This window comes from Bradyrhizobium sp. SBR1B (genome assembly GCF_014198205.1).
Taxonomy (GTDB): domain Bacteria; phylum Pseudomonadota; class Alphaproteobacteria; order Rhizobiales; family Xanthobacteraceae; genus Bradyrhizobium.
In genome coordinates this window covers 181,778-203,153 of sequence record NZ_JACIHC010000011.1, presented here as the reverse complement: position 1 = coordinate 203,153, position 21,376 = coordinate 181,778, and the positions used below count along the sequence as shown (strand labels likewise).

The 21,376-nt window shown below is 64.9% G+C and carries 16 protein-coding genes; 9 read left to right on the top strand and 7 right to left on the bottom strand.

Annotation, left to right across the window (positions count from 1 at the left end; all coding sequences use genetic code 11):
* Window positions 1-4: 4 nt before the first annotated feature.
* Together GGD61_RS25690 and GGD61_RS25685 are read right to left on the bottom strand one after the other, a co-directional pair.
* Window positions 5-2,200 carry a hypothetical protein gene (locus GGD61_RS25690; protein ID WP_092259784.1) on the bottom strand — a complete coding sequence of 732 codons (2,196 nt, stop codon included), beginning with the start codon at window positions 2,198-2,200 and terminating at the stop codon, window positions 5-7.
* A gap of 264 nt (window positions 2,201-2,464) precedes the next feature.
* Window positions 2,465-4,081: a B12-binding domain-containing radical SAM protein gene (locus GGD61_RS25685; RefSeq protein WP_018322713.1), complete on the bottom strand. Its 1,617-nt coding sequence runs from the start codon at window positions 4,079-4,081 to the stop codon at window positions 2,465-2,467.
* A gap of 331 nt (window positions 4,082-4,412) precedes the next feature.
* Here GGD61_RS25685 and GGD61_RS25680 point away from each other — a divergent pair, with 331 nt between their 5' ends.
* The 7 genes from GGD61_RS25680 (at window position 4,413) to soxA (ending at window position 10,591) form a co-directional block, all read left to right on the top strand.
* Window positions 4,413-4,862: a (2Fe-2S)-binding protein gene (locus GGD61_RS25680; protein WP_026202799.1), complete on the top strand. Its 450-nt coding sequence runs from the start codon at window positions 4,413-4,415 to the stop codon at window positions 4,860-4,862.
* A gap of 12 nt (window positions 4,863-4,874) precedes the next feature.
* Complete coding sequence (locus tag GGD61_RS25675; RefSeq protein ID WP_092259786.1) at window positions 4,875-7,061, top strand: xanthine dehydrogenase family protein molybdopterin-binding subunit; 2,187 nt, start codon at window positions 4,875-4,877, stop codon at window positions 7,059-7,061.
* 52 nt (window positions 7,062-7,113) lie between these two features.
* Window positions 7,114-8,385, top strand: a complete 1,272-nt coding sequence (locus tag GGD61_RS25670; RefSeq protein ID WP_092259788.1) for an NAD(P)/FAD-dependent oxidoreductase — start codon at window positions 7,114-7,116, stop codon at window positions 8,383-8,385.
* Window positions 8,386-8,581: 196 nt separating this feature from the next.
* Complete coding sequence (gene soxX / locus GGD61_RS25665) at window positions 8,582-9,022, top strand: sulfur oxidation c-type cytochrome SoxX (RefSeq protein ID WP_092259971.1); 441 nt, start codon at window positions 8,582-8,584, stop codon at window positions 9,020-9,022.
* Window positions 9,023-9,030: 8 nt separating this feature from the next.
* Complete coding sequence (locus GGD61_RS25660) at window positions 9,031-9,498, top strand: SoxY-related AACIE arm protein (RefSeq protein ID WP_092259790.1); 468 nt, start codon at window positions 9,031-9,033, stop codon at window positions 9,496-9,498.
* Window positions 9,498-9,815 (top strand): thiosulfate oxidation carrier complex protein SoxZ, encoded by a 318-nt coding sequence (soxZ, locus tag GGD61_RS25655; protein WP_092259792.1) that lies wholly within the window; start codon window positions 9,498-9,500, stop codon window positions 9,813-9,815. Before GGD61_RS25660 ends, soxZ begins: the two co-directional genes overlap by 1 nt.
* Window positions 9,812-10,591, top strand: a complete 780-nt coding sequence (soxA, locus tag GGD61_RS25650; protein ID WP_177237264.1) for a sulfur oxidation c-type cytochrome SoxA — start codon at window positions 9,812-9,814, stop codon at window positions 10,589-10,591. Before soxZ ends, soxA begins: the two co-directional genes overlap by 4 nt.
* 2 nt (window positions 10,592-10,593) lie before the next feature.
* On the opposite strand, the gene GGD61_RS25645 is transcribed toward soxA, so the two are convergent.
* Both GGD61_RS25645 and GGD61_RS25640 read right to left on the bottom strand, forming a co-directional pair.
* Entirely contained in the window at window positions 10,594-11,148 is a 555-nt protein-coding gene (locus GGD61_RS25645) for a hypothetical protein (RefSeq protein WP_246786040.1), read from the bottom strand.
* A gap of 4 nt (window positions 11,149-11,152) precedes the next feature.
* Complete coding sequence (locus GGD61_RS25640) at window positions 11,153-12,715, bottom strand: hypothetical protein (RefSeq protein ID WP_092259798.1); 1,563 nt, start codon at window positions 12,713-12,715, stop codon at window positions 11,153-11,155.
* Between the two features lie 260 nt (window positions 12,716-12,975).
* Between GGD61_RS25640 and GGD61_RS25635 the strand changes: the two genes are divergently transcribed.
* Window positions 12,976-13,980: a helix-turn-helix domain-containing protein gene (locus GGD61_RS25635; protein WP_092259800.1), complete on the top strand. Its 1,005-nt coding sequence runs from the start codon at window positions 12,976-12,978 to the stop codon at window positions 13,978-13,980.
* A 78-nt stretch (window positions 13,981-14,058) separates the two neighbouring features.
* Here GGD61_RS25635 and GGD61_RS25630 read toward each other — a convergent pair whose 3' ends face one another.
* From GGD61_RS25630 to GGD61_RS25620, 3 genes are all read right to left on the bottom strand, one after another.
* Window positions 14,059-15,726, bottom strand: coding sequence for a regulator (locus GGD61_RS25630; protein WP_092259802.1), 1,668 nt, complete (start codon window positions 15,724-15,726; stop codon window positions 14,059-14,061).
* Window positions 15,727-15,736: 10 nt separating this feature from the next.
* Entirely contained in the window at window positions 15,737-16,435 is a 699-nt protein-coding gene (locus GGD61_RS25625) for a cysteine hydrolase family protein (RefSeq protein ID WP_092259804.1), read from the bottom strand.
* A 247-nt stretch (window positions 16,436-16,682) separates the two neighbouring features.
* Entirely contained in the window at window positions 16,683-17,630 is a 948-nt protein-coding gene (locus GGD61_RS25620) for a hypothetical protein (protein ID WP_177237265.1), read from the bottom strand.
* 164 nt (window positions 17,631-17,794) lie between these two features.
* On the opposite strand from GGD61_RS25620, the gene GGD61_RS25615 reads away from it, so the two are divergent.
* A complete protein-coding gene (locus tag GGD61_RS25615) occupies window positions 17,795-21,271 on the top strand; it encodes an indolepyruvate ferredoxin oxidoreductase family protein (RefSeq protein WP_092259808.1) in 3,477 nt (1,158 codons plus the stop codon).
* Window positions 21,272-21,376 lie beyond the last annotated feature (105 nt).

Genomic DNA, 21,376 nt, shown 5'->3' with positions numbered 1-21,376 from the left:
GCCTTCACGGAGCCTTCTGCGCGATGGGACGGCTCACGATTGCCGTGGCATCGAGCGGCTCGCATTTGATCGTCCGTGTCAGCTTTGGCGGGCCTTTCCAGCCCGCGGTCTCGCTCAGGGGCGCAAACGTGCCTCCTTGCGGCGTCAGGATGATCGGCTCCGACTTCAGGCAGAGATCGGGAAATGCGAGGCCATGGCCGCCGCCTTGGCTGAACCGCCCAACCAGCGTCTGGGAGGCCTGCATCCGCGTCGCTGGCGAGGCTCGCATCGCGCGGTCGGGGTCGAAGGCGCGATAGCACGGCCAATCGGTGTGGTTCGCTTCGAACTCATAGACGACCCGGCAAGCAGCTCCGGCCGATTTCACGAACGGCGCATCCGACGGCGCGGCGGCATCGCGTTCGAAAACCAGGGTCTGCAGCGTCAGCACTTCGGTCGTCGCGCGGGACACGTCGGGCTTGCCCGGTTCGATCGCTATTTTCCCACGGGAGAACACCAGCTTGGTCCTCGGTCGCTCCTCCCTGGTCTCCAGCACCAGCATGGGTCTCTCCGCCCACGAGCGATCCAGGTCCACGTCCCCGTCGCCCATCGTCAGCCGCGCATTGCCAACGGAAGGGTTGTCCTTGGCGAAATCGATCGTGCGAAGGTGCACACTCGACTTCGACGCCTCGAGGCTCAGGAATCGCAAATCGTCCACCTTGCGCGTGATCGGCATCATCGGATCGAAACGATCGTCGATGTTGAACCGGACGATCTTCTTCAGCTTGGCCGAGAGAGGCCCTTTGGCGGCGAGCGGCGGTGCAACGTCGATCACAAGCAGGGCACCGTCGGGCGAGAAGCTGTTGCCGAAGGCCCGCTGCCAGGCGGCGGTCAACAGCGAATCCGTCCGCTGATCGATGTCCCGCGCGAAATAGATCTGCTGTCCGGCGCGAACCAGCGGAAAGTTCTGGAATGCACCGAGCGCCGCGCCCTTGCGAACCTCCGGTTCGGGGAAGGTGACGCATTTGGACCGGTCGTCGCCTCCGGACTCCTCGACCTTCCTGGATGCAGAGCGGGAACAGAAGCTCAGATGCTGCTCCTTTGTCTTCTGTGTGCTGATCGACGTCGCGTAGACGAGATCCGGACTTCCGGGCACTTCCATCGGAAGCGGAGAGGTCGCGAACATGTCGACCTCAACCCTGCTGAGCGACGGGCCCGCATCGACGGAGCAGAGATCCCGGGCCGGCAGGGTATTGGTGAGGAGGCGCGCCGGATCGGCGCCGACGATACAGGACATGCTGTCCTGCGGGTTGTTCCGGCTCATCCAGATCAGATGGTCCTTGCCCGCTCCGTCGACGAGGAGATGCGGCGCCGCGTGTCGACGGCGCGGCGGCAGCCAGACCGGCATGGTTTCGGACAGCATGGGCTCGCGCTTGAGCAGCGCTTCCGGCAACCGCGTCACGCCGACCGAGCGCAACTCGGCGCTGACGGCGTTGGGATCGGTCGTCCACTCGAGAACGGGAACACTCGCGCAGGTGATGCAGGTCACCGCAAGATTGGAGCGGACGTTCTCGAACATGAGAATGACCTGATCGGGGTCGCTGCCGTATTTGGCCGGCGCGGCCGCCTTGAACGGATGATCCACCACACGGCTGACCAGAAATCCGTTCGACCGCGACGGGTCCGAATCGAACTCGAAATAGGTCGATCGGTCCCAGCCGCGATAGGCGTCGTATCCGCCTATGCTCACGCCGGCCAGAACCATCTTGGAGTCGGTCTGACAGCGCGCCGCGCTGCTCTCCTGGCTGCCGTTTCGTATGTAGAGACAGAGTCGAAAAGCTGCGTTCTGCAGAATGCGGTCGCAATCGTTCTGGTTATAGCCATAGGTCGCAAGGCCGTGGCGATAGCAAAGGTCGTGAAAGACGCACGCCTGCCTGAAGCGCTGCAGGACGAGATGGCGCTTCTGGTTGGAATCCCTGCCGCCGTCGAAGAATATGTTGGCCCAAGGCGGCAGGCTGCAGTTCAGGCCCTCGCCACTGCCACCGATGGTACTGACGACGTCCGGCCCCGATTGAAAGGCCGTGACGGTGGCGGGCATCTCGCCATCGGTGATGTCGTCGACATTCTTGTAGATGGAATCGGCGATGAAGGAAGGCAGATATGCGAAGACCAGCACCGCCACGACAATCAGCGCAACCGACCAGCGGATCACCTTCCTGAACATGGCCCAACCCCGCTAGAGCTTTTCCGGCAATGACGTCGGTCGCAATGGCAGACGAGCACTGAGCCTCGCGGGCCAACTCAAAATGCCCGCGCGGAACGTCCAGACGCCGAAATCGCGGCGGGCCCGGTGTCGTCCTGACGACGATCAGCTTGAGGTTGTCCTGCTGTCAAGCCGGGATCTCACACATGACAGCCAGTTTGATTGCCGACGGCACGCCGGGCAGCACATCAAAGCGTCGTGGGCGGTTCCATCGCTCTCCGGATGTCAGGCCAGATGTCGAGCCTCGGTCGCGCCCACAGCCACGGCCGGACTCGGGATTTGCTCGTCCAGCGCCGCCAGGCGCGCGTCAATGGCGGCGATGACCTTGCGCGAGAACGGTCCGAGATGGGCATAGGCTGCGATCATCTGCACGGCAATGCGCGCGGATGTCGTGTCGCGCTTGGCGCAGTTCATGAAAGTTTGCCACAACGGTCCACGCGCCTCGGGAAGGGCGGTGACCACCTTGTGCACCGTCTCCATCGCACCGAGCTTGGCGCGGATATCGCCTTCGGCGAGCTCGTGGCGCTGCCGGGACCGGTCGAGCAGCGTCATGAGGCGGTCGACGCGTCCTGAATAGGCAGCCGGGCTGTAGACGTGCTCCAGCACCCGCTTGTAGTCCGTCAGGATGTCGCGGAGCGGGCGCACCGGATCGAAATTGATTCCAGCCGTGCACTGATCAGCGCCGATGGTCGGCGCCACATCGTGGCCCGCGTGGAGCCGGCCTTCGCGCTCCAGGCGGCGCGTCAGCTGCGTGTTCGGCAAGGCATAGAGCAGCCCGACCATGCTGACGGGAATCGCCGCTTCCTCGATGAAATCGATCATGGCGTCCGCCATGGAGACCTTCTCATTGTCGAAACCGACGATGAAGCCAGCGGTGACGAGCATGCCGGCGGCGTAGATCTTGTGGATGCTCTCGGCGATGTTGCGCCGCGTATTCTGCTTCTTCCGCATCGCGACCAGCGTTGCCGGATCCGGACTCTCGATACCGACGAAGATGGCGAAGAAATTCGCCGCCCCCATCAACTCCAACAGCTCGGGATCATCGGCCAGGTTGACCGAGGCTTCGGTCGACAATTCGAACGGATAGCCGTGGGTCCGCTGCCATTCGGCGAGCTTAGGCAGGAATTGCCGCAGCGACTTCTTGTTGCCGATGAAATTATCGTCGACGAAGTCGAGATGGCCGCGGTAGCCCATCTGATAGAGCCTATCGAGCTCGACGAACATCTGCTCGATCGTCTTGGTCCGCGGCACGCGGCCGTAGAGCTCGATGATGTCGCAGAACTCGCAGGTGAACGGACAACCGCGCGAATACTGCACACCGAGATAGAGATAGTCCTCGAACTTGAGCAAGTCGAAACGCGGCACCGGCGTCTTGGTCACGTCCGCCTGGAATTTCGGTGCGGTGAAGGTGCCGCTCCGCGCGCCCCCCTCCCAGGCCGCAATGAATTCGTCGATGACGCTCTCGGCCTCACCGAGCACCCGGAAGTCGGCCCGCTCATAGATGTGCGGGCTCGAAGTCGGGTCGGGGCCGCCCACGACCACGGGCTTGCCGGCCGCGCGGCAGAGCTCGATCAGGCGCAGCGTGTCGGCCTGCTGCGGCATCATCCCGCCGGTGAAGACGACATCGGCCCAGGCGAGATCCTCGTCGTTGAAGGGCGCCGTGTTGCAATCGATCAGCCGGACCGTCCAGCTTTCGGGCAGCATCGCGGCAACGGTGATCAGGCCCAAAGGAGCGGCCGGGCGCTTTACGCCCAATACCTTGCAGGATTCGCCAAAGGTCCAGAAGGACTCTGCCGAGAACAGCGGGTACAGCATCAGTACGTTGGGACTCGGCACGTTCATGGAACTCCTTCTGGCGTCGGCGCAGTGTACCAAAGCGCCCGCCTCTTGCACCCCGGCAAAAGGGACAAACTGTCGCCGTGGCCTCGACCGGGCCTGGAACCGACGTTCACAGCTGGCGTCGCCTCAGACCCATGGATTGGCGCCCGCGGAAGGACGACCGAATCAACCATGATGAAGGGCGAGACAAAACACCACCCTCCCCACAATCTTCCCTCAGCGGCGTAATTCTTCGCATTTCACCCTCGGACTGTTGATTTGAACAGTTCCAGTTTGCCGGACACATTGCGCCCCTGAGTTCAATCGGTGGATTGGGCCAATCAGGGGACTTGCGATGGCAAACCTAACAATCAACGGAAAAACCTTCACTCTCGACGTCGAGCCGGACACGCCGCTGCTCTGGGCGATTCGCGAGAATGCCGGCCTGACGGGCACCAAATACGGTTGCGGCATTGCACAATGCGGCGCCTGCACGGTTCACATCGAAGGCGTCGCCACCCGCTCCTGCGGCGTCTCGGTCAGCGAAGCCGAGGGCAAGAAGATCACCACCATCGAGGGGCTCGCCTCCGGCGATGCGCTGCACAAAGTGCAGGAGGCCTGGATCGCCCAGGACGTGCCGCAATGCGGCTATTGCCAGAGCGGCATGATCATGGCGGTGGCGGCGCTGCTGAGCGAGAAGCCGAAGCCCACCGACGCCGATATCGACGAGGCCATCACCAATATCTGCCGCTGCGGCACCTTCCAGCAGGTGCGCGAAGCGATCCACACGATCGCAAGCGCGTAAGGAAATCCCCACATGAATAAGCATATCTCGCCGCGGCTCAACCGCCGCGCCTTCGTCATCGGCACGGCCGCGGTCGGTGCCGGCCTCGCCATCGGCCTCGACCTCCCCTTCGGCGGGCCCGCCGTGGTCCGTGCCGCCGACGGCTCGCCGGAGATCGGCGCCTGGGTCGTGGTCAGGCCCGACGACACCGTCGTGATCCGCATCGCCCGCTCCGAGATGGGTCAGGGCTCGCTGACCGGCCTTGCCCAACTCGTCGCCGAGGAGCTCGAATGCGACTGGACCAAGGTCACGACCGAATATCCGACACCCGGCCAGAGCGTCGCTCGCAAGCGCGTCTGGGGTGATTTTTCGACCGGCGGCAGCCGCGGCATCCGCTCCTCGCAGGACTATGTCCGCAAGGGCGGCGCCACCGCGCGCGTGATGCTGATCCAGGCCGCCGCCGATGCATGGAAGGTGCCGGCCTCCGAATGCGCGGCCGCGAACAGCGTCATCACCCACACGCCATCGGGCAGGACCACGACCTACGGCAAGGTCGCCGAAGCCGCCGCCAAGCTGACGCCGCCGGCGGACGTCAAGCTGAAGGATCCGAAGGACTGGAAGCTGATCGGCAAGGGCGTGAAGCGGCTCGACACCGTCGACAAGACCAACGGCGCCATGATCTACGGCGCCGACATCAAGCTGCCGGGCATGCTGAATGCGGCGATCAAGGATTGCCCCGTGTTCGGCGGCAAGCTGAAGAGCTTTGACGAAGCCAAGATCGCCAGCATGAAAGGCGTCAAGAAAGTCGTCAAGGTCGGCGATACCGCGGTCGCGGTCGTTGCCGACACCTGGTGGCACGCCAAGACCGCGCTGGAGGCGTTGCCGATCGTCTGGGACGAGGGCGACAACGCAAAAGTCTCCAGCGAGTCGATTGCCAAGTGGCTGGCCGAAGGCCTCAACAACGACCAGCCGGCCTATGTCGGCAACAAGAACGGCGACGCGAAAGCGGCGATTGCGAGCGCGGCGAAGAAGGTCGAGGCCGTCTACTCCTATCCCTATCAGAACCACGCCACCATGGAGCCGATGAACGCCACCGCGCTCTACACCGCGGACAAATGCGAGGTCTGGTGCGGCACGCAGAATGGCGAGGCGGCGTTCGCGGCGGTGCTGGAGGCGTCTGGCCTGCCGGCGGACAAGTGCGACGTGCACAAGGTGATGTTAGGCGGCGGTTTCGGCCGGCGCGGCCAGACCGACTATGTCCGCCAGGCCGTCATGATCGCCAAAGAGATGCGGGGAACGCCGGTCAAGCTGTTGTGGTCGCGCGAAGAGGACATGGCGCACGGCCGGTACCACCCGATCACCCAGTGCAAGATGACCGGCGCGTTCGATGCCAACAACAATCTGGTCGCGCTGCACTACCGCCTGTCCGGCCAATCGATCCTGTTCTCGCTGCGCCCCGAAGCGCTGCAGAATGGCATGGATCCGGCCGCCTTCCAGGGCGTCGCCCAATCCGGCGAAGCCGCGTTCGGCTATTCGGTGCCGAACCTGCTGGTCGAGCATGCGATGCGCAACCCGCACGTTCCGCCGGGCTTCTGGCGCGGCGTCAACGTCAATCACAACGCCATCTACATGGAATGCTTCATGGACGAGCTGGCCCAGGCCGCAGGCCAGGACCCGCTCGAATTCCGTCGCAAGCTGATGGGCAACCATCCCAAGCATCTGGCGGTGCTCAATGCCGTTGCCGAGAAGATCGGCTGGACGACGCCGGCGCCGCAGGGCGTCTATCGCGGCATCGCCCAGGTCATGGGCTATGGCAGCTATGTCGCCGGCGCCGCCGAAATCTCGGTGACTGACGGCAGCAAGATCAAGGTGCATCGCATCGTCGCCTCCACCGATCCCGGCTACGTCGTCAATCCGGCGCAGGTGGAGCGGCAGATCGCGGGGTCCTTCGTCTATGGCCTCTCGGCGCTGTTCTACGGCGGCTGCACCGTCAAGGACGGCAAGATCGAGCAAACCAACTTCGACACCTACAACTCGATGCGCATCAACGAGATGCCGAAGGTTGAATCGGTGATGGTGCCAAGCGGCGGGTTCTGGGGCGGCGTCGGCGAGCCCACCATCGGCGTCGCAGCGCCGGCGGTGCTCAATGCGTACTTCGCCGCGACCGGCAAGCGCATCCGCTCCGTGCCGCTGCGGGACCAGAACATCACCTTCGCCTAAGCACAGCCGCGGCGGCCACGACGGCCGCCGCGGCATTTTGCGGACAAGATTCATGAATGCGCTGGTGACGCGGCGGAATGCCGTTCTCGGCATCACCGCCGCGGCCACATCGTTCGTCGTCCCCTCGATCCTGCGCGCGCAATCCGCAGGCCGCATCGTCGTGGTCGGCGGCGGCTTTGGTGGAGCGGCCTGCGCGCGGGCGCTCAAGCGCGCGCAGGCGGGCTTGCAGGTGACGCTGATCGAGCCGAACAAGACCTTCACTTCGTGCCCCTTCAGCAACGAGGTGATCGCCGGCCTGCGCGAGATGGACGCGCAGCAGTTCGGCTATGACAGGCTCGCCGCCGAGGGCGTCACCGTCGCTGCTCAGGCCGCGACGGCCGTCGACGCGCAAAAGCGCAGCGTGAAGGCCGCCGATGGCGCCACGTTTGCCTATGACCGCCTCGTGCTCTCGCCCGGCATCGACTTCCACTTTGAAGCCCTGCCCGGCTATGACGACGCCGCATCGGAGAAGATGCCGCACGCCTGGAAGGCCGGCGCGCAGACCCTGCTGCTGCGCAGGCAGGTGGAAGCAATGGCTGACGGCGGCACGGTCGCGATCGCAATCCCCGCTAATCCCTTGCGTTGCCCGCCGGCGCCTTACGAGCGTGCCAGCCTGATTGCGCATTACCTGAAGACGAACAAGCCACGCTCGAAAGTTCTGATCCTCGACGCCAAGGACAATTTCTCCCAGCAGCGGCTGTTCGAGAGGGCGTGGAAGGAGCTCTATGGCGACATGATCGAGCGCATCGCGCTGTCACAAGGCGGCCGCGTCACCTCAGTCGATCCGGCGACCATGACCATCGTCACCGAGTTCGGCAACTACACGCCAGATGTCGCCAATGTCATTCCGCCGCAACGCGCGGGACGCATTGCCGAGATCGCTGGCGTGGCGGACCACACCGGCTGGTGTCCGATCGATCCCGTGACCTTCGAGTCGAAGCTCGTCAAGAACATCCACGTCATCGGCGACGCCTGCCTCGGCGGCGGCATTCCCAAATCGGCATCGGCTGCAAGCGGGCAAGGCAAGGCGTGCGCCGCTGCCATCGTCGCTTTGCTCGCGGGCCGAGCACCCGAGACGCCACGGCTGACCGGCGTCTGCTACAACACCGTCGCGCCAGGCTATGGATTTTTGCTTGCAGGCAATTATCAGCCGAAAGGCGACATCTTTGCCGAGGTCGAGGGCGGCGCGACGAGCCCAGTCGATGCCCCGCGCGAATTGCGCGCCCGCGAGGCGACCGAAGCCGAGCGCTGGTTTCAAATCATCACGGCGGACGTCTTTGGTTAGAGCGATGATGGGACCAAGTTGCCGCCACGAGCTAGGTGCGCTCCCTCCCCCGCTTGCGGGGGAGGGTTGGGGAGAGGGTGTCTCCACTCGCGAGACTCCCCAAGAGGAAAAAGCCCTCACCCGCCGCTGCGCGGCGACCTCTCCCGCAAGCGGGAGAGGTAAGCGGAGTTCGCGGCGGCACCGTGCACCCAGTCCGATTTCTGCGGTTGCTGCGTTCATCGCGGCGATCCTCGCCCTGTCCTCGCTTGCCAAGGCAGACGAACTCGCGCCCTACAAGATCGTAGGCGAAGGCATCCCGGCTTCTCTCACGGGCGCGCCAGGCGATGCCGTGCGCGGCCGCGCGCTGGTGCTGGCGCGCACCACGACCTGCATCCTCTGCCATTCCGGCCCTTTCCCGGAAACGCGGTTCCAGGGAGATCTCGCGCCTGACCTCACAGGCGCCGGGAACCGATGGTCGGTGAGTCAGTTGCGGCTTCGGCTGGTCGATGCGGCGCGCTTCAACCCGGACACCATCATGCCGTCCTATTATCGCAACGGCGACCTCGTGCGAGTCGGACGCAATTTCACCGGCAAGCCGATCTTGTCGGCGGCGGAGATCGAGGACATCGTGGCTTTTCTTGCAACGCTTCGCGACTAGGACTGTTCATGCCAACCACGCGACGACAATTTCTGAGCCTCGCCGGAGGCGTGGCGGCCGCCGGGACGATCCCGATCGTCACCCTGCGTCCGCTTCACGCGACGCCCGCGATGCTCAACACCGCAATCCGCAATGTCGTCGGCGAAGCACCAATTCGCACCGGCAGGGTGAAGCTCGACATTCCGCCGCTGGTCGAGAACGGCAACACCGTGCCGATGACGGTGAGCGTTGCAAGCCCGATGACGGCGGACGACCACGTCAAGAGCATCCACGTCTTCAACGAGAAGAACCCGCAGCCGAACATCGGCAATTTCTATTTCGGCCCCTCCACCGGCCGCGCTCAGGTCGCGACACGCATCCGCCTCGCCGACACCCAGAAGGTGGTGGCGATCACCCGCCTGTCCGACGACACGTTCTGGCAGGTCGCCGCCGACGTGGTCGTTACGCTGGCCGCCTGCACCGAGGAGATGAACTGATGGCCGCGCTCATCAACGTTCCCGCGAAGGCGAAGCGCGGCGACGTCATCGAGATCCGCACGCTGACCTCGCACATCATGGAAACAGGCTTCCGCCATACCACAGACGGCAAGCTGGTGCCGCGAGACATCATCACGAGCTTCACCTGCCGCTACAACGGCGCCGAGATCTTCCGCGCCGATCTGTTTCCGGCGATCGCGGCCAATCCTTATCTGTCGTTCTTCACGGTCGCCAGGGAAAGCGGCAAGTTCGAGTTCGAGTGGATCGGCGACAACGGCTATTCCTCCACCGCGTCGGCATCGATCATTGTCGAATGAGCGTTTGGCGCGCGATAGCAGCGGCCGCATTGTTCGCCGCAGCGCCTGCCCTGCTCGCTGGTGAAGTCCCGCACGATGCGCGCCGGTCCGGCTACTCCTTCATGGGCCCGGACACGCGCGCCATGCAGGACGACGACACCTCCAATCCCGGCATGCTGTTCGTGCTCGATGGCGAACAGCTATGGGACAAGAAGACCGGCAGAGCCGAGAAAGCCTGCGCGGATTGCCATGGCGATGCACGCACCAGCATGAAGGGTGTTGCCGCACGCTACCCGGCCTTCGACAAGGCGCTCAGTCGCCCCGTCACGCTCGACCAGCGCATCAATCTCTGCCGCTCCAATCATCAGCAGGCGTCGCCACTGCCCTACGAGAGCCGCGAGCTCCTGGCGCTGTCCGCCTTCGTCGCCCATCAATCGCGCGGTGTCGCGATCACTGCCGGCGACGATCCGCAAGCAAAGCCCTTCGTGGAGCAAGGCCGCGACCTCTTCATGCAGCGGCAGGGCCAGCTCAACCTCGCCTGCACCAATTGCCACGACGACAATTTCGACAAGCGCCTTGCGGGCGCGCCGATCACGCAGGGACAGCCGACCGGCTATCCGCTCTACCGCCTGGAATGGCAAACGCTGGGATCGCTGGAGCGACGGCTGCGCAGCTGCATGAGCGGCGTCCGCGCCCAGGCCTATGATTACGGCTCGCCCGAGCTGGTCGCGCTCGAGCTTTATCTGATGTCGCGGGCGCGCGGCTTGCCGATGGAGACGCCGGCTGTCCGGCCCTGAGACTAGTGCTTTGAGGCTTCCGCTTGCGGCGAGGTGGCTTCGGCCGCAGCCGCGGGTGTCGCGACCGATAGTCCATGGAGCCTCCAGCTACCGCCGACATCCTGAAACATCAGATCGAAATCGATCTGCAACGGCCTCGTCGGAATGGTGCCGCTGAGCCGCAGCATGCCGCGGCCATTGACGTTGGGTGCCGCCGACAATCGCGGGGCGAGAAGTGCGGCTCCAAACAGGTCGAACTTGCGGGCCCGCAGGTCGGAGAACGCAAGCGCGAGATCGGCGGCGCTATTCCTGGCCTGGAATTCAGGTGCGGCAAGGTCGCGCAACACCGAATAATTGCCGGAGCGATTGGCGTCATTCAACGTCAGGAGCGAGGAGCGGATCAGATAGAGTGCCTGCTCGACGGTGACCTGCGGCCCGCCCTGTCGTGTCGGGGCCGCGGCGGGCTGAACCGCCCAACGATCCGCAAAGCCGGAAGGCGGTGATTGCGTCTCCGCACGCATGGGTGCGCAGGCTACGATGAGGATCGTGCCTACGATCAATCGTGGCGATACGACCATGCACTCACCAGCCCATGCGCAAGCCGACGCGTCCGCCGGCGACCCGCTGGTCGGGCCCGTAACCTATTCCGCCGTTGAACTGCATGTTCTGATTGAGACGTAGTGCCGCGTTGAACGCGAGACCGTTGGCCCGCTCGAAGGTCCCGTAGTTCATGGTCACGGCAAAACTCTCATTCGGCAGCAGCGTCGGCACGCCGGCCATGGCAAAGGCCATGGCGACGCCGCTGGTCACCTTGCTGGTCCTGCTGCTGAGGTCGTCGAGGCGGCCGTTGATGTTGGCGAGCTGGCCATTGATGGCGCTGAGATCGCTGGCCGAGGCGATGCCGAGATTGGCAAGCGTCGTGGTCGCGAGATTGCCGGCGCCATCGGAGGTGACAAGCTGGGTCGTGCCGCTCTGCGCAGCCTTGCTGGCCGAAGAGGTGATGCCGGCCATAGTGTAGGTGTTGCCGGTCGTCCCGAACGTCTGCTGGTTGGCGCGGGTCACTGTAGCGCCATTGCCGAAGGCGGCGGAATTGGCAAAGCCGGCGCTGGAATTGTTGCCGACAGCGAGGGCATTGGCCCCAGTGACCGAAACGGTGTTGCCGATTGCGATGCCGCCCGCGCCGGTTACGGTCCCCGCGTTCGCCATCACCAGCGCATTGGACGCATTGACGGTGTTGCCGGAGCCGAACACGGAGGATCCGGCAGCGCTCGCCGTGCCGGCCACCGCGTTGTTGGAGCCGACCACATTGACGTTGTCGCCCCGGCCGGTCTGGTTGGTGCCGTTGACGGTGTTGTTGTCGCCGAGCACGAAGCTGCCATTGCCGTTCAGCGTATTGGGGTCGCCGATGGCGTAGCTGCCATTGCCGCGCACGGTTTGACCCGTGCCGAATGCACCGCTGTTGGTGCCGGTGACGGTGTTGAACGCACCGACCGCGGTGCTGTTGACGCCGGTCACCGTGGTGTTGTTGCCGACAGCCGTTCCGCTCGTGCTGCCGGCGTTGACGACCGCCCACGATCCGACCGCCACCGAACTGTCGGCATACGCGTAGCTGTCCGCGCCGTAAGCTGAGCTGGCGAGGCCAGTCGCGGTGCTCCGGCCACCGGTCGCAGTTGCGAAGTCGCCGGACGCCCGGGAGGCGGCACCCACCGCCGTCGAGTACCAGCCGGGTGCACTGCTGTTGGCGCCAACGGCCACGGTTTGATTGCCGGTCGCACTGCTCACATAGCCGTAGGCGGTACTCTCGTAGCCGGTCGCCGCGCTCTGCGCGCCGGCGGCGGAGGCGTGCTGACCGATCGCGAGGGCGCCAAATCCCATCGCGGTGGTCTGCACGTTGGTCGCCTGACTAGAAGCGCCGACGGCGAGAGCATTATAGCCAGAGGCAGTGCTGGAGGCGCCATAGGCCGTGCCGGATGCACCGCCCGCCGTGCTGCTGGCACCGCACGCCGTGCTTCCGGCGGCAACGGCGACAGCGCCGCCGGTGCTGTTGCTGGCGTCGGTACAGACGAACTGTGCCTGCGCGGATGACACGTCGACGACCGCGGCCAGCGCGAGCGCCACCACGACACAGATCGCAGCCGGCCACATTTGCCGCCGCGTCGCTTCCCCCCGCGTTCGTCCCGCTGTCTCGCCGGTCCGCCCTTCGGCCAACCGCACCGCAAGACCCGCCCCTCGCCTATCCATCGCTCACCTTCACGTCATTGCAAATTGCTCGGGCCGGCAAACACTCACGTCTGGCCCGCGCGCGATAATATGAATATTCATGCCCGGAGACTGCGGTTCGACGGCGTGGAAACTTGCCTGATCGTCCCAATTTGCAGACCAACTGCCGGAGGGAGCGGCCTGGCATGACGAAAATTCCGTATCTGCGGTTCGATACAGCGGAGCTACCCGCCGCCGAGCGGCTCGATCGCTACCGCGCGATTCTCACCCATTACGAGGTGTCGGTCCCCGAAGGCACGTCCAGCGACGACTTCGAGGTTCTGGCCGAGGCCTGGCTGCTGGGCGGCCTGGTGACCGCATCCACCAAGATGGGGCCCGTGCGCTTCACCCGCACCGCCGCGCTGGCAAAGGCCGATGGCCGCAACTCATTCGCGCTGCTGTTGCTCCGTCGCGGCGCCTGGAGCGGCGAGGTCGACGGCGAGCCGATCTCGGCCGGCCCCGGCCAGGTGCTAGTGCTCGACCTGACCCGGCGCTTCGACGGCATCGCCACGGCGACCGACACGATCAGCCTCGACGTCGAGCGCGATGCAATCGTCAACGCCGCGCCCGATGGTCTCGACCTGCACGGGCTCGTCCTCGACGGCGCCGCCGGCCGCGTGCTCGCCGATCAGATGGGACTGCTGCGACGACGGCTTCCGGCGATGGACGGGAACGAGGCGCCCGAGGCGATCCAGACGACGCTCGGGCTGCTGCGCGGATGTTTCGGCATGGCCGCGCGGCCGCGCGAGCAAGGGCTCGCCCGGCGCGACATCGCCATCCTTCATCGCGCCAGCCGTTTCATCGATCAGAACCTCGGTCACCCCGATCTCTCGGTGGCAACCATCTGCCGCGAGATCGGCGTGTCGCGCTCGGTGCTCTATCGGGTCTTCACGCCGCTGGCGGGCGTCGCCGATTACATCCGCGGACGGCGGCTCGAGGCGATCCATGTGCTGCTGGATGACGCCGACGAAGACCGCTGGAATGCGGAGATCGCAGCTGAATTCGGCTTCGTGAGCCAGGCCCATTTCAGCCGCAGCTTCCGGCAACGCTTCGGCTACTCGCCGCGCGCAGCGCGCGACTCCCGCGATCTCGCAGCTGCCGTCGACGCTGGCCCGGAGCTATTCCGCGAGTGGATCAACCAGCTCGGTTGACTTGCCTTGTCGTGCGGCTTGAAAGGAAACGGCCGGGCAGCATATCGCCGCCCGGCCGCAATCTCCGCTTCGCTTCTCCTATTCCGCCGGCGCGGCCGACAGCTCCGGATGGGCGGCATAGTGTCCGCCGGCGCCAAGCTTGCTGGCCGCGAACAGGCCGGCGGCCATCGCGGCGTAGGCCAGCGCAACGGCGGGCGTGACACCGAATCCGCCGCCGATGCCGACGGCCTCGCCATGCATGAAGCCGAAATAGGTCAGGACCGCACCGACCAGCGCGAAGCCTGATGCCTTCTCGAAGTCGCGCTCGATGATGAAGACGCCGATCGCGCCCAGGATGAGGCCGCCGAGGATGGAGCCGCCGCCCATCACCTCCAGTCCGTGGTAGAACACGCCCTGCTGCGGCAGCGCGGCGATCGCGGCAGCCTTCACCGCGTCGGCCTTGTCGGCGGCCATGCCGCCGACGGTTGCCGCCGCATTCATGGTCGAGCCCAGCATCGTGTCGATCTGCAGCTTGGCCCAGGCGGCCAGATGCGGCGTCAGCGCCAGCACGATCGCGGGCGCGTGCTTGACCGGCGTGGTCTGGAACGCCTGGGCGCCGATCAGCATGCCGATGTAGAGCAGGATCGGCGAGATCGCGACCACGGGCACGAGGGCCAGCAGCACCGAGATGATGCCGAACCAGGCCAGCACGATCACCATGATGCCGGTTGCGGCGGAGTAACCGATGCGGCCGCCCATCGCCTTCCAGCCGGGATGGCCTATATAGACGGCGTTGATGAAAGGGTTGCCCATCAGGCAGCCGATCAGGCTGACGACGCCGTCCGCCGTGAGGACTCGCGTGGTCGGATATTCGTCGCCCGCTGCCTCCGCGCTCTCGACATTGTCCATGGCTTCGACGAGGTCATAGATGCCGAACGGAATGGCGGTGACCAGGATGATGCCGAGGAATTCGAAGCCGGAGAACACGTAGCCCACGGCGGGAATCGGCACCGAGAAGCCGAAATTGGCGAAGGCATCGCCGACACCTTTGACGCTAAGTCCACCGAGGCCAAGACCGAACAGGTTCGAGCCCCAGGCGATGATCATGCCGGCGGCGATGGCTACGAGGCCCGCGGGAATGCCGCGAGGATATTTCACGCCGCCGAACCAGCTCACCAGGATGATGGCGAAACAGACGAGACCAATCTGCGGCGTCATATACATCTCAAGCGCCGGCCGCATCGAGATGAAGGTGACCGAGACGCCGGCGAGCGTACCGAGCAGCGCCGCGCGCGGCGTGATCTTGCGGATGAATGGCGCTATGAAGCCGCCGATCATGAGAATGAAGCTCTGGAAGAACACCCAGACCAGGCCGGCCGACCAGCCCTTGAGCGGGTCACCGGTCTTCAGCGTGATCGGCAGCATGATGACGAAGGTGACGATGAACATATGCGGCACGCTGACGCCTGAGGGCAGCGCGCAGACGTCGTTGCGGCCGGTCTTCTGCGCCAAACGGTAGGCGAGGTAGGCGTAGTAGAAGGTCGAGAGGCACATCATCAGCCCGAGTGCGGGCAGGATGCGGCCGAACACCAGGCTGTCCGGCATCTTCAAGACGAAGCGCAGGAGCCCCGTGAGCACCAGCATGTTGACGAGGATGTTGGTGCCGAAGCCGAAGAACGCATTCCAGTCGCCCGATGTCCATAGTGCCGGCTTGAACTCGGACTTGTTCAAGTCAGATTTGCCGGCCGTCCCCGTCAACGTGCTCATGACAATACCCCTATGTGGTCGAAACCTTCATTGCCTCCAGGACTGCGGCTGAGGTTGCGACCCAGCCGAAGATGCCGCCCTGGGCCTTGATCATCTTCAGGCCCATCTCGTGAAACTCGGGGAAGTAGGATGCGCAGCCGTCCGACATGACGACGCAGCGATAGCCGCGGTCATTGGCCTCGCGCACTGTGGTGTTGACGCACACTTCGGTGGTGACGCCGCACACCAGCAAATTCTCGATGCCGTATTTCTCCAGCACGTCGCCGAGCTCGGTGGCGTAGAACGCGCCCTTCCCCGGCTTGTCGATCACGATCTCGCTGTCGAGCGGATAGAGCTCGGGAATGATGTCGTGACCGGCCTCGCCGCGAATGAGGATGCGGCCCATCGGACCGGGGTCGCCAATGCGCAAAGACGGCGCGCCGCGTTCGACTTTCGCCGGCGGCGCGTCGGAGAGATCGGGCAGATGGCCCTCGCGGGTGTGGATCACCAGCATGCCGGTGTCGCGCGCCGCCGTCAGCACGGTGCCGATCGGCTTCACCGCGCGCGCAAGCTGGCTGACGTCGTTGCCGAGCGTCTCGCCGAAGCCGCCGGGCTCCATGAAGTCGCGCTGCATGTCGATGATGAGAAGCGCGGTGCTCGGCCAGTCGAGCTTGATCGGCTCGGGCTCGGCGCTGATGACGCCCAATGTCGACTTGCTTGAGTCCAGCATGACGCCCGTCCCTCGCGAGAACTCTCTTTGCCGGAGTTCTGCAAGCGCCGTGCCATTGTGTACAATTGCGGTGGAGCGCCGGACGCGAGGGAATTCGTTGTGTAGTCAGAAGGTTACGCAAGCGATCGGCGCCTGCATATTACCTGTGCGACGGCTTCCCCGCGTGCATCTGCTTAAAGGATGGGCGGCCGATTGGCAGCATTCTTCCCTTCTCCCCTCACAAGGGGAGAGGGTGCAGCCATCGCTCTTACGCCCCATACAGCTGCCGATACTCTTCCTCGTACGGCGCATAGGAGTCCTTCATCGTCGCCATGTTCAGCAGCATGGTGGCCACCATGGTGCCCGCCTTGTCGAACACGCGTGTCCTGACCCAGGCGCTTTCGGTGCGGCGGCTGCCGGAGAGCGCGACCACCTCGCGCTCGACTTCGTACTCCTCGCCCTCGAAGAGCGGGCCCTTGATCAGCCGGATCTCCTGATCGGCGAACAGGCCGACGGCCGGGCCCTTGGCCGGGAGCGGATCGTCCTTCGAGCGATACTGGAACAGCACGCTCAGCATCTCCATCGGGATGATCGGTCTGCCCCAGGGGTTGTCGGCGCCGGAATAGTAAGGCGAATTCTCGGTGATGACGGCGAGCTTCTGCCGCAGCGAGAACGGATAGAGGTCGCCCATGGTCTGATCGAACGCCATGCGGACCGTCTGTCGCTTGCCGGTCTGCGCCACCTTGACGTCGCGCAGGATGACGGGATCGGCGAGCGGCTTGAGCTCGGCGAGGCGCGCCTCCAGCGCAGTCGCTGCGTGCGGTTCACCGACCGAAGCCGTGCCGCGCAGCACCTCGGTGCCGTCGCGCTTGACCATCTGGATCTGGCACTGGCTTGTCCCGGGCAGTGGCTTCGACAGAATCGCCTGCACCTCCTCGCCCTCATAGCAGACGCTGCGATAATGCGCGGACAGGCAGCCGGTTTCGAACCAGGTGTGTCCCCACAGCTGCGCGCAGAGCGGAGCGAACTGGCTGAAATGCGTCGGGCCTTCGATGGTGCCGCCCTTGAAGCCGAGCTTCTGCGCGGTGGCGTCGTCGTGAATGGACGCGTGCGCATCATAGGTTTGCGCTTGCAGCATCTGACGCGGCTGGCGCCACGGTCCAATCAGGGCCTCGGCCGTCGCTGTGATCTCGGTGTCGAATGCGTTTGCAGCCATGATGTTCTCCACTGGAAGCCATGACTAGCAGGAGCGCCACGGATGCGGCCAGCGATATTGACTTCGCCGGCCCATGCTCTTGACTGGCATCTCTCGCTTCGCAAAGCCGCAAGCCTCCCGCGGCGCAAAATCCCTCGCCGGACTACCACACAAGGACTGCCGAAATGACGCTGTTGCAGGTCGAGCTGGACGACAAATACCGGCTCGAATCGAAGCGGATCTTCCTGTCCGGCACACAGGCTCTGGTTCGCTTGCCCATGTTGCAGCGCGAACGCGACCGGCTCCAGGGCCTCAACACCGGCGGCTTCATCTCCGGCTATCGCGGTTCCCCGCTCGGCATGTACGACCACGCGCTGTGGCGCGCGAAGTCGCACCTCCAGCAGCATGACATCGCCTTCGTCCCTGGCCTGAACGAGGATCTGGCGGCGACTGCGGTCTGGGGCAGCCAGCAGGTCGGCTTGTTTCCGGGCGCCAAGGTCGATGGCGTTTTCGGCATCTGGTACGGCAAGGGCCCCGGCGTCGATCGCTCGGTCGATGCCCTCAAGCATGCCAATGCGGCCGGCACCGCGCTCAATGGCGGCGTGCTGGCGCTGGCCGGCGACGACCACGGCTGCCAGTCCTCGACGCTGGCGCATCAGAGCGAGCAGGTGTTTGCAGCTGCGCTGATCCCCGTGATCAATCCGGCGACGCTGCAGGACTATCTCGATCTCGGCCTCTACGGTTTTGCGCTGTCGCGCTTCTCCGGCTGCTGGGTCGGCTTCAAGGCGATCAGCGAAACCGTGGAGAGTTCGGCGTCGATCGACAGCGACCCTGAACGCATCAAGATCGTGCTCCCTGACGATTTCGAGATGCCGCCCGGCGGCCTCAACATCCGCTGGCCCGATCCGCCGCTGGAAGCGGAGCGGCGCCTGTTCGGCCCGAAGATGGCGGCGGTGCAGGCCTTCGCCCGCGCCAACCAGCTCGACCGCATCGTGCTCGATTCGAAGCCTGCGCGGCTCGGCATCGTCGCGACCGGCAAGGCCTATCTCGATCTGCGCCAGGCGCTGGCTGATCTCGGCATCACCGACAAGGACGCGCAGGACCTCGGTCTTCGCATCTACAAGGTTGCCCTGACTTGGCCGCTGGAAGAAAGCGGCGCCAAGCGTTTCGCCGATGGTCTTCAGGACGTGCTCGTGGTCGAGGAGAAGCGCGGCTTCATCGAAGACCAGCTGATGCGCATCCTCTACAACATCGATGCATCGCGGCGCCCGACGATCACGGGCAAGCGCGACGAAAGCGGCACGCCGCTGCTCCCGAGCGAGGGCGAGCTGACGCCGACCATCGTCGCCGGCGCGCTGGTGGCGCGCTTGCGCAAGCTCGGCCATCACAGTCCGGTGCTGGAGCAGCGCCTCGCGCGGCTCGAGGCCTTTGACAATCCGGTCACCACCGGCACGCAGATCAAGCTGGCTCGCACGCCGTTCTTCTGCTCGGGTTGTCCGCACAACACCTCGACCCGCGTGCCTGAAGGCAGCCGCGCCATGGCCGGCATTGGCTGCCACGGCATGGCCCTGAGCATGCCGACCCGCCGCACCGATCTGATCTCGCATATGGGCGCCGAGGGCGTGAACTGGATCGGCCAGTCGCCCTTCACGAGCGAGACGCACATCTTCCAGAATCTCGGCGACGGCACCTACACCCATTCCGGGCTGTTGGCGCTCCGCGCGGCATCGGCCGCCGGAATCAACATCACCTACAAGATCCTTTATAACGACGCCGTCGCGATGACCGGCGGCCAGCCCGCCGAAGGCGCCTTTAACGTCGCGCAGATCGCGCATCAGGTCTGGGCCGAGGGCGTCAAGCGCCTGGCAATCGTCTCGGACGATCCGGACAAGTATCCGCAAGGAAACTACTTCCCGCAAGGCGCGACCATCCATCACCGCCGCGAGCTCGATGCTGTTCAGCGCGAGCTGCGCGACATCAAGGGTCTTACAGTGGTGATCTACGACCAGACTTGTGCCGCGGAAAAGCGCCGACGCCGCAAGCGCGGGCTTTATCCCGATCCCGCCAAGCGCGCCTTCATCAACGAGCTGGTCTGCGAAGGTTGCGGCGACTGCTCGCAGGCCTCCAACTGCGTCTCGGTGCAGCCGCTGGAGACCGAGTTCGGCCGCAAGCGCCAGATCGACCAGTCGAACTGCAACAAGGACTTTTCCTGCGTCGAGGGTTTTTGCCCGAGTTTTGTGACCGTCCATGGCGGTTCGCTCAAGCGCATGAAGACTTCGGCCGTCGATTCCGGCCAGCTGTTCGCCGATTTGCCGCTGCCGCCCGCACGCGAGCTGGACGCGCCCTACAACATCCTCGTCACCGGCATCGGCGGCACCGGCGTCATCACCATCGGCGCCCTGCTCGGCATGGCGGCCCATGTCGACGGCCGCGGCTGCTCGGCGCTCGACTTCACCGGCCTGTCGCAGAAGAACGGCGCCGTGATGAGCCATGTCCGCATCTCACGGAGGCCTGAAGACATCTCCGCGGTCCGCATCACCACGGGCGGCGCCGACGTCATTCTCGGTTGCGACATGATCGTCTCGGCCGGCCCCACCGCGCTCAGCCGCGCCGAACGTGGCGTGACCAAAGCCTACATCAACGCCGATCTGCAGCCGACCGCGAGCTTTGTGCAAAACCCCGATCTCGACTTCGAGATGGGCACGATGCAGACCGTGCTGCGCGACGCCGTCGGCGACAAGAACCTCGACATCATCGACGCCACGGGCATTGCCGCCGCGCTGATGGGCGACAGCATCGCGACCAACCCCTTCATGCTCGGTTTTGCCTTCCAGAAGGGCGCGATCCCGCTGTCGCTGGAAGCGCTGCTGCGCGCCATCGAAATCAACGGCGCCGCGATCGAGATGAACAAGCTCGCCTTCACCTGGGGCCGCCTGGCCGCCCACGACATGTCGCGGGTGCGCAGCGTGCTGCAGTTCAAGAGCCGAGCGTCGGCGCCGACCAAGTCGCTCGACGACATCGTCGCGACGCGCGCGGAATTCCTGACTGGCTATCAGGACAAGACCTATGCCGACCGCTACCTCGCGGGCGTTGCAAAAGTGCGCAAGGCGGAAACGGCCGCCTCGCCCGCATCAACCGAGCTGGCCGAGGCCGTCGCCAAAAATCTGTTCAAGCTGATGTCCTACAAGGACGAGTACGAGGTCGCCCGGCTCTACACCGACGGCAGCTTCGCGAAGAAGGTCTCGGAGAGATTCGACGGCGACTTCACCCTGAAATACCATTTGGCACCACCGATCTTCGCACAGCGCGACAAGTCGACGGGCCGGCTGCAGAAGCAGGAGTTCGGCGGCTGGATGATCCATGCCTTCCGCGTTCTCGCCAAGCTCAAGTTCCTGCGCGGCAGCGCGCTCGATCCGTTCGGCCGCACCGAGGAGCGCCGGACCGAGCGCAAGCTGGTTGAGGATTATCTGGCGATGATCGATCAGCGGATGGCCGGGCTGAAGGCAGAGCAGATCCCGCTGCTGGCACGCCTCGCGCGCGTGCCCGAGACGATCCGAGGCTTCGGCCACGTCAAGGAGACCAACATCAAGCTGGCGGCGGCCGAGACGGTACGGCTGGAGGCGGAGCTGGAGAACAGCCGTTTTGCGGCGGCGGCGGAGTAGCGGCTAAGAACGCAGGTTCTCTCCACGTCATTGCGAGGAGCCCTTGCGACGAAGCAATCCAGAGTCTCGCCACATACTCAGTGTCATCGCCCGGCTTGCCGCCTT

What these genes read in the sequence shown, in the direction of transcription:
- GGD61_RS25635 (WP_092259800.1), top strand. Translation starts at nt 12,976, where the DNA reads ATGACGAAAATTCCGTATCTGCGGTTCGATACAGCGGAGCTACCCGCC.
- GGD61_RS25615 (WP_092259808.1), top strand. Translation starts at nt 17,795, where the DNA reads ATGACGCTGTTGCAGGTCGAGCTGGACGACAAATACCGGCTCGAATCG.
- GGD61_RS25675 (WP_092259786.1), top strand. Translation starts at nt 4,875, where the DNA reads ATGAATAAGCATATCTCGCCGCGGCTCAACCGCCGCGCCTTCGTCATC.
- GGD61_RS25670 (WP_092259788.1), top strand. Translation starts at nt 7,114, where the DNA reads ATGAATGCGCTGGTGACGCGGCGGAATGCCGTTCTCGGCATCACCGCC.
- GGD61_RS25630 (WP_092259802.1), bottom strand. Translation starts at nt 15,726, where the DNA reads ATGAGCACGTTGACGGGGACGGCCGGCAAATCTGACTTGAACAAGTCC.
- GGD61_RS25690 (WP_092259784.1), bottom strand. Translation starts at nt 2,200, where the DNA reads ATGTTCAGGAAGGTGATCCGCTGGTCGGTTGCGCTGATTGTCGTGGCG.
- GGD61_RS25625 (WP_092259804.1), bottom strand. Translation starts at nt 16,435, where the DNA reads ATGCTGGACTCAAGCAAGTCGACATTGGGCGTCATCAGCGCCGAGCCC.
- GGD61_RS25645 (WP_246786040.1), bottom strand. Translation starts at nt 11,148, where the DNA reads ATGGTCGTATCGCCACGATTGATCGTAGGCACGATCCTCATCGTAGCC.
- GGD61_RS25660 (WP_092259790.1), top strand. Translation starts at nt 9,031, where the DNA reads ATGCCAACCACGCGACGACAATTTCTGAGCCTCGCCGGAGGCGTGGCG.
- GGD61_RS25685 (WP_018322713.1), bottom strand. Translation starts at nt 4,081, where the DNA reads ATGAACGTGCCGAGTCCCAACGTACTGATGCTGTACCCGCTGTTCTCG.
- GGD61_RS25620 (WP_177237265.1), bottom strand. Translation starts at nt 17,630, where the DNA reads ATGGCTGCAAACGCATTCGACACCGAGATCACAGCGACGGCCGAGGCC.
- soxA (WP_177237264.1), top strand. Translation starts at nt 9,812, where the DNA reads ATGAGCGTTTGGCGCGCGATAGCAGCGGCCGCATTGTTCGCCGCAGCG.
- soxZ (WP_092259792.1), top strand. Translation starts at nt 9,498, where the DNA reads ATGGCCGCGCTCATCAACGTTCCCGCGAAGGCGAAGCGCGGCGACGTC.
- GGD61_RS25640 (WP_092259798.1), bottom strand. Translation starts at nt 12,715, where the DNA reads ATGTGGCCGGCTGCGATCTGTGTCGTGGTGGCGCTCGCGCTGGCCGCG.
- GGD61_RS25680 (WP_026202799.1), top strand. Translation starts at nt 4,413, where the DNA reads ATGGCAAACCTAACAATCAACGGAAAAACCTTCACTCTCGACGTCGAG.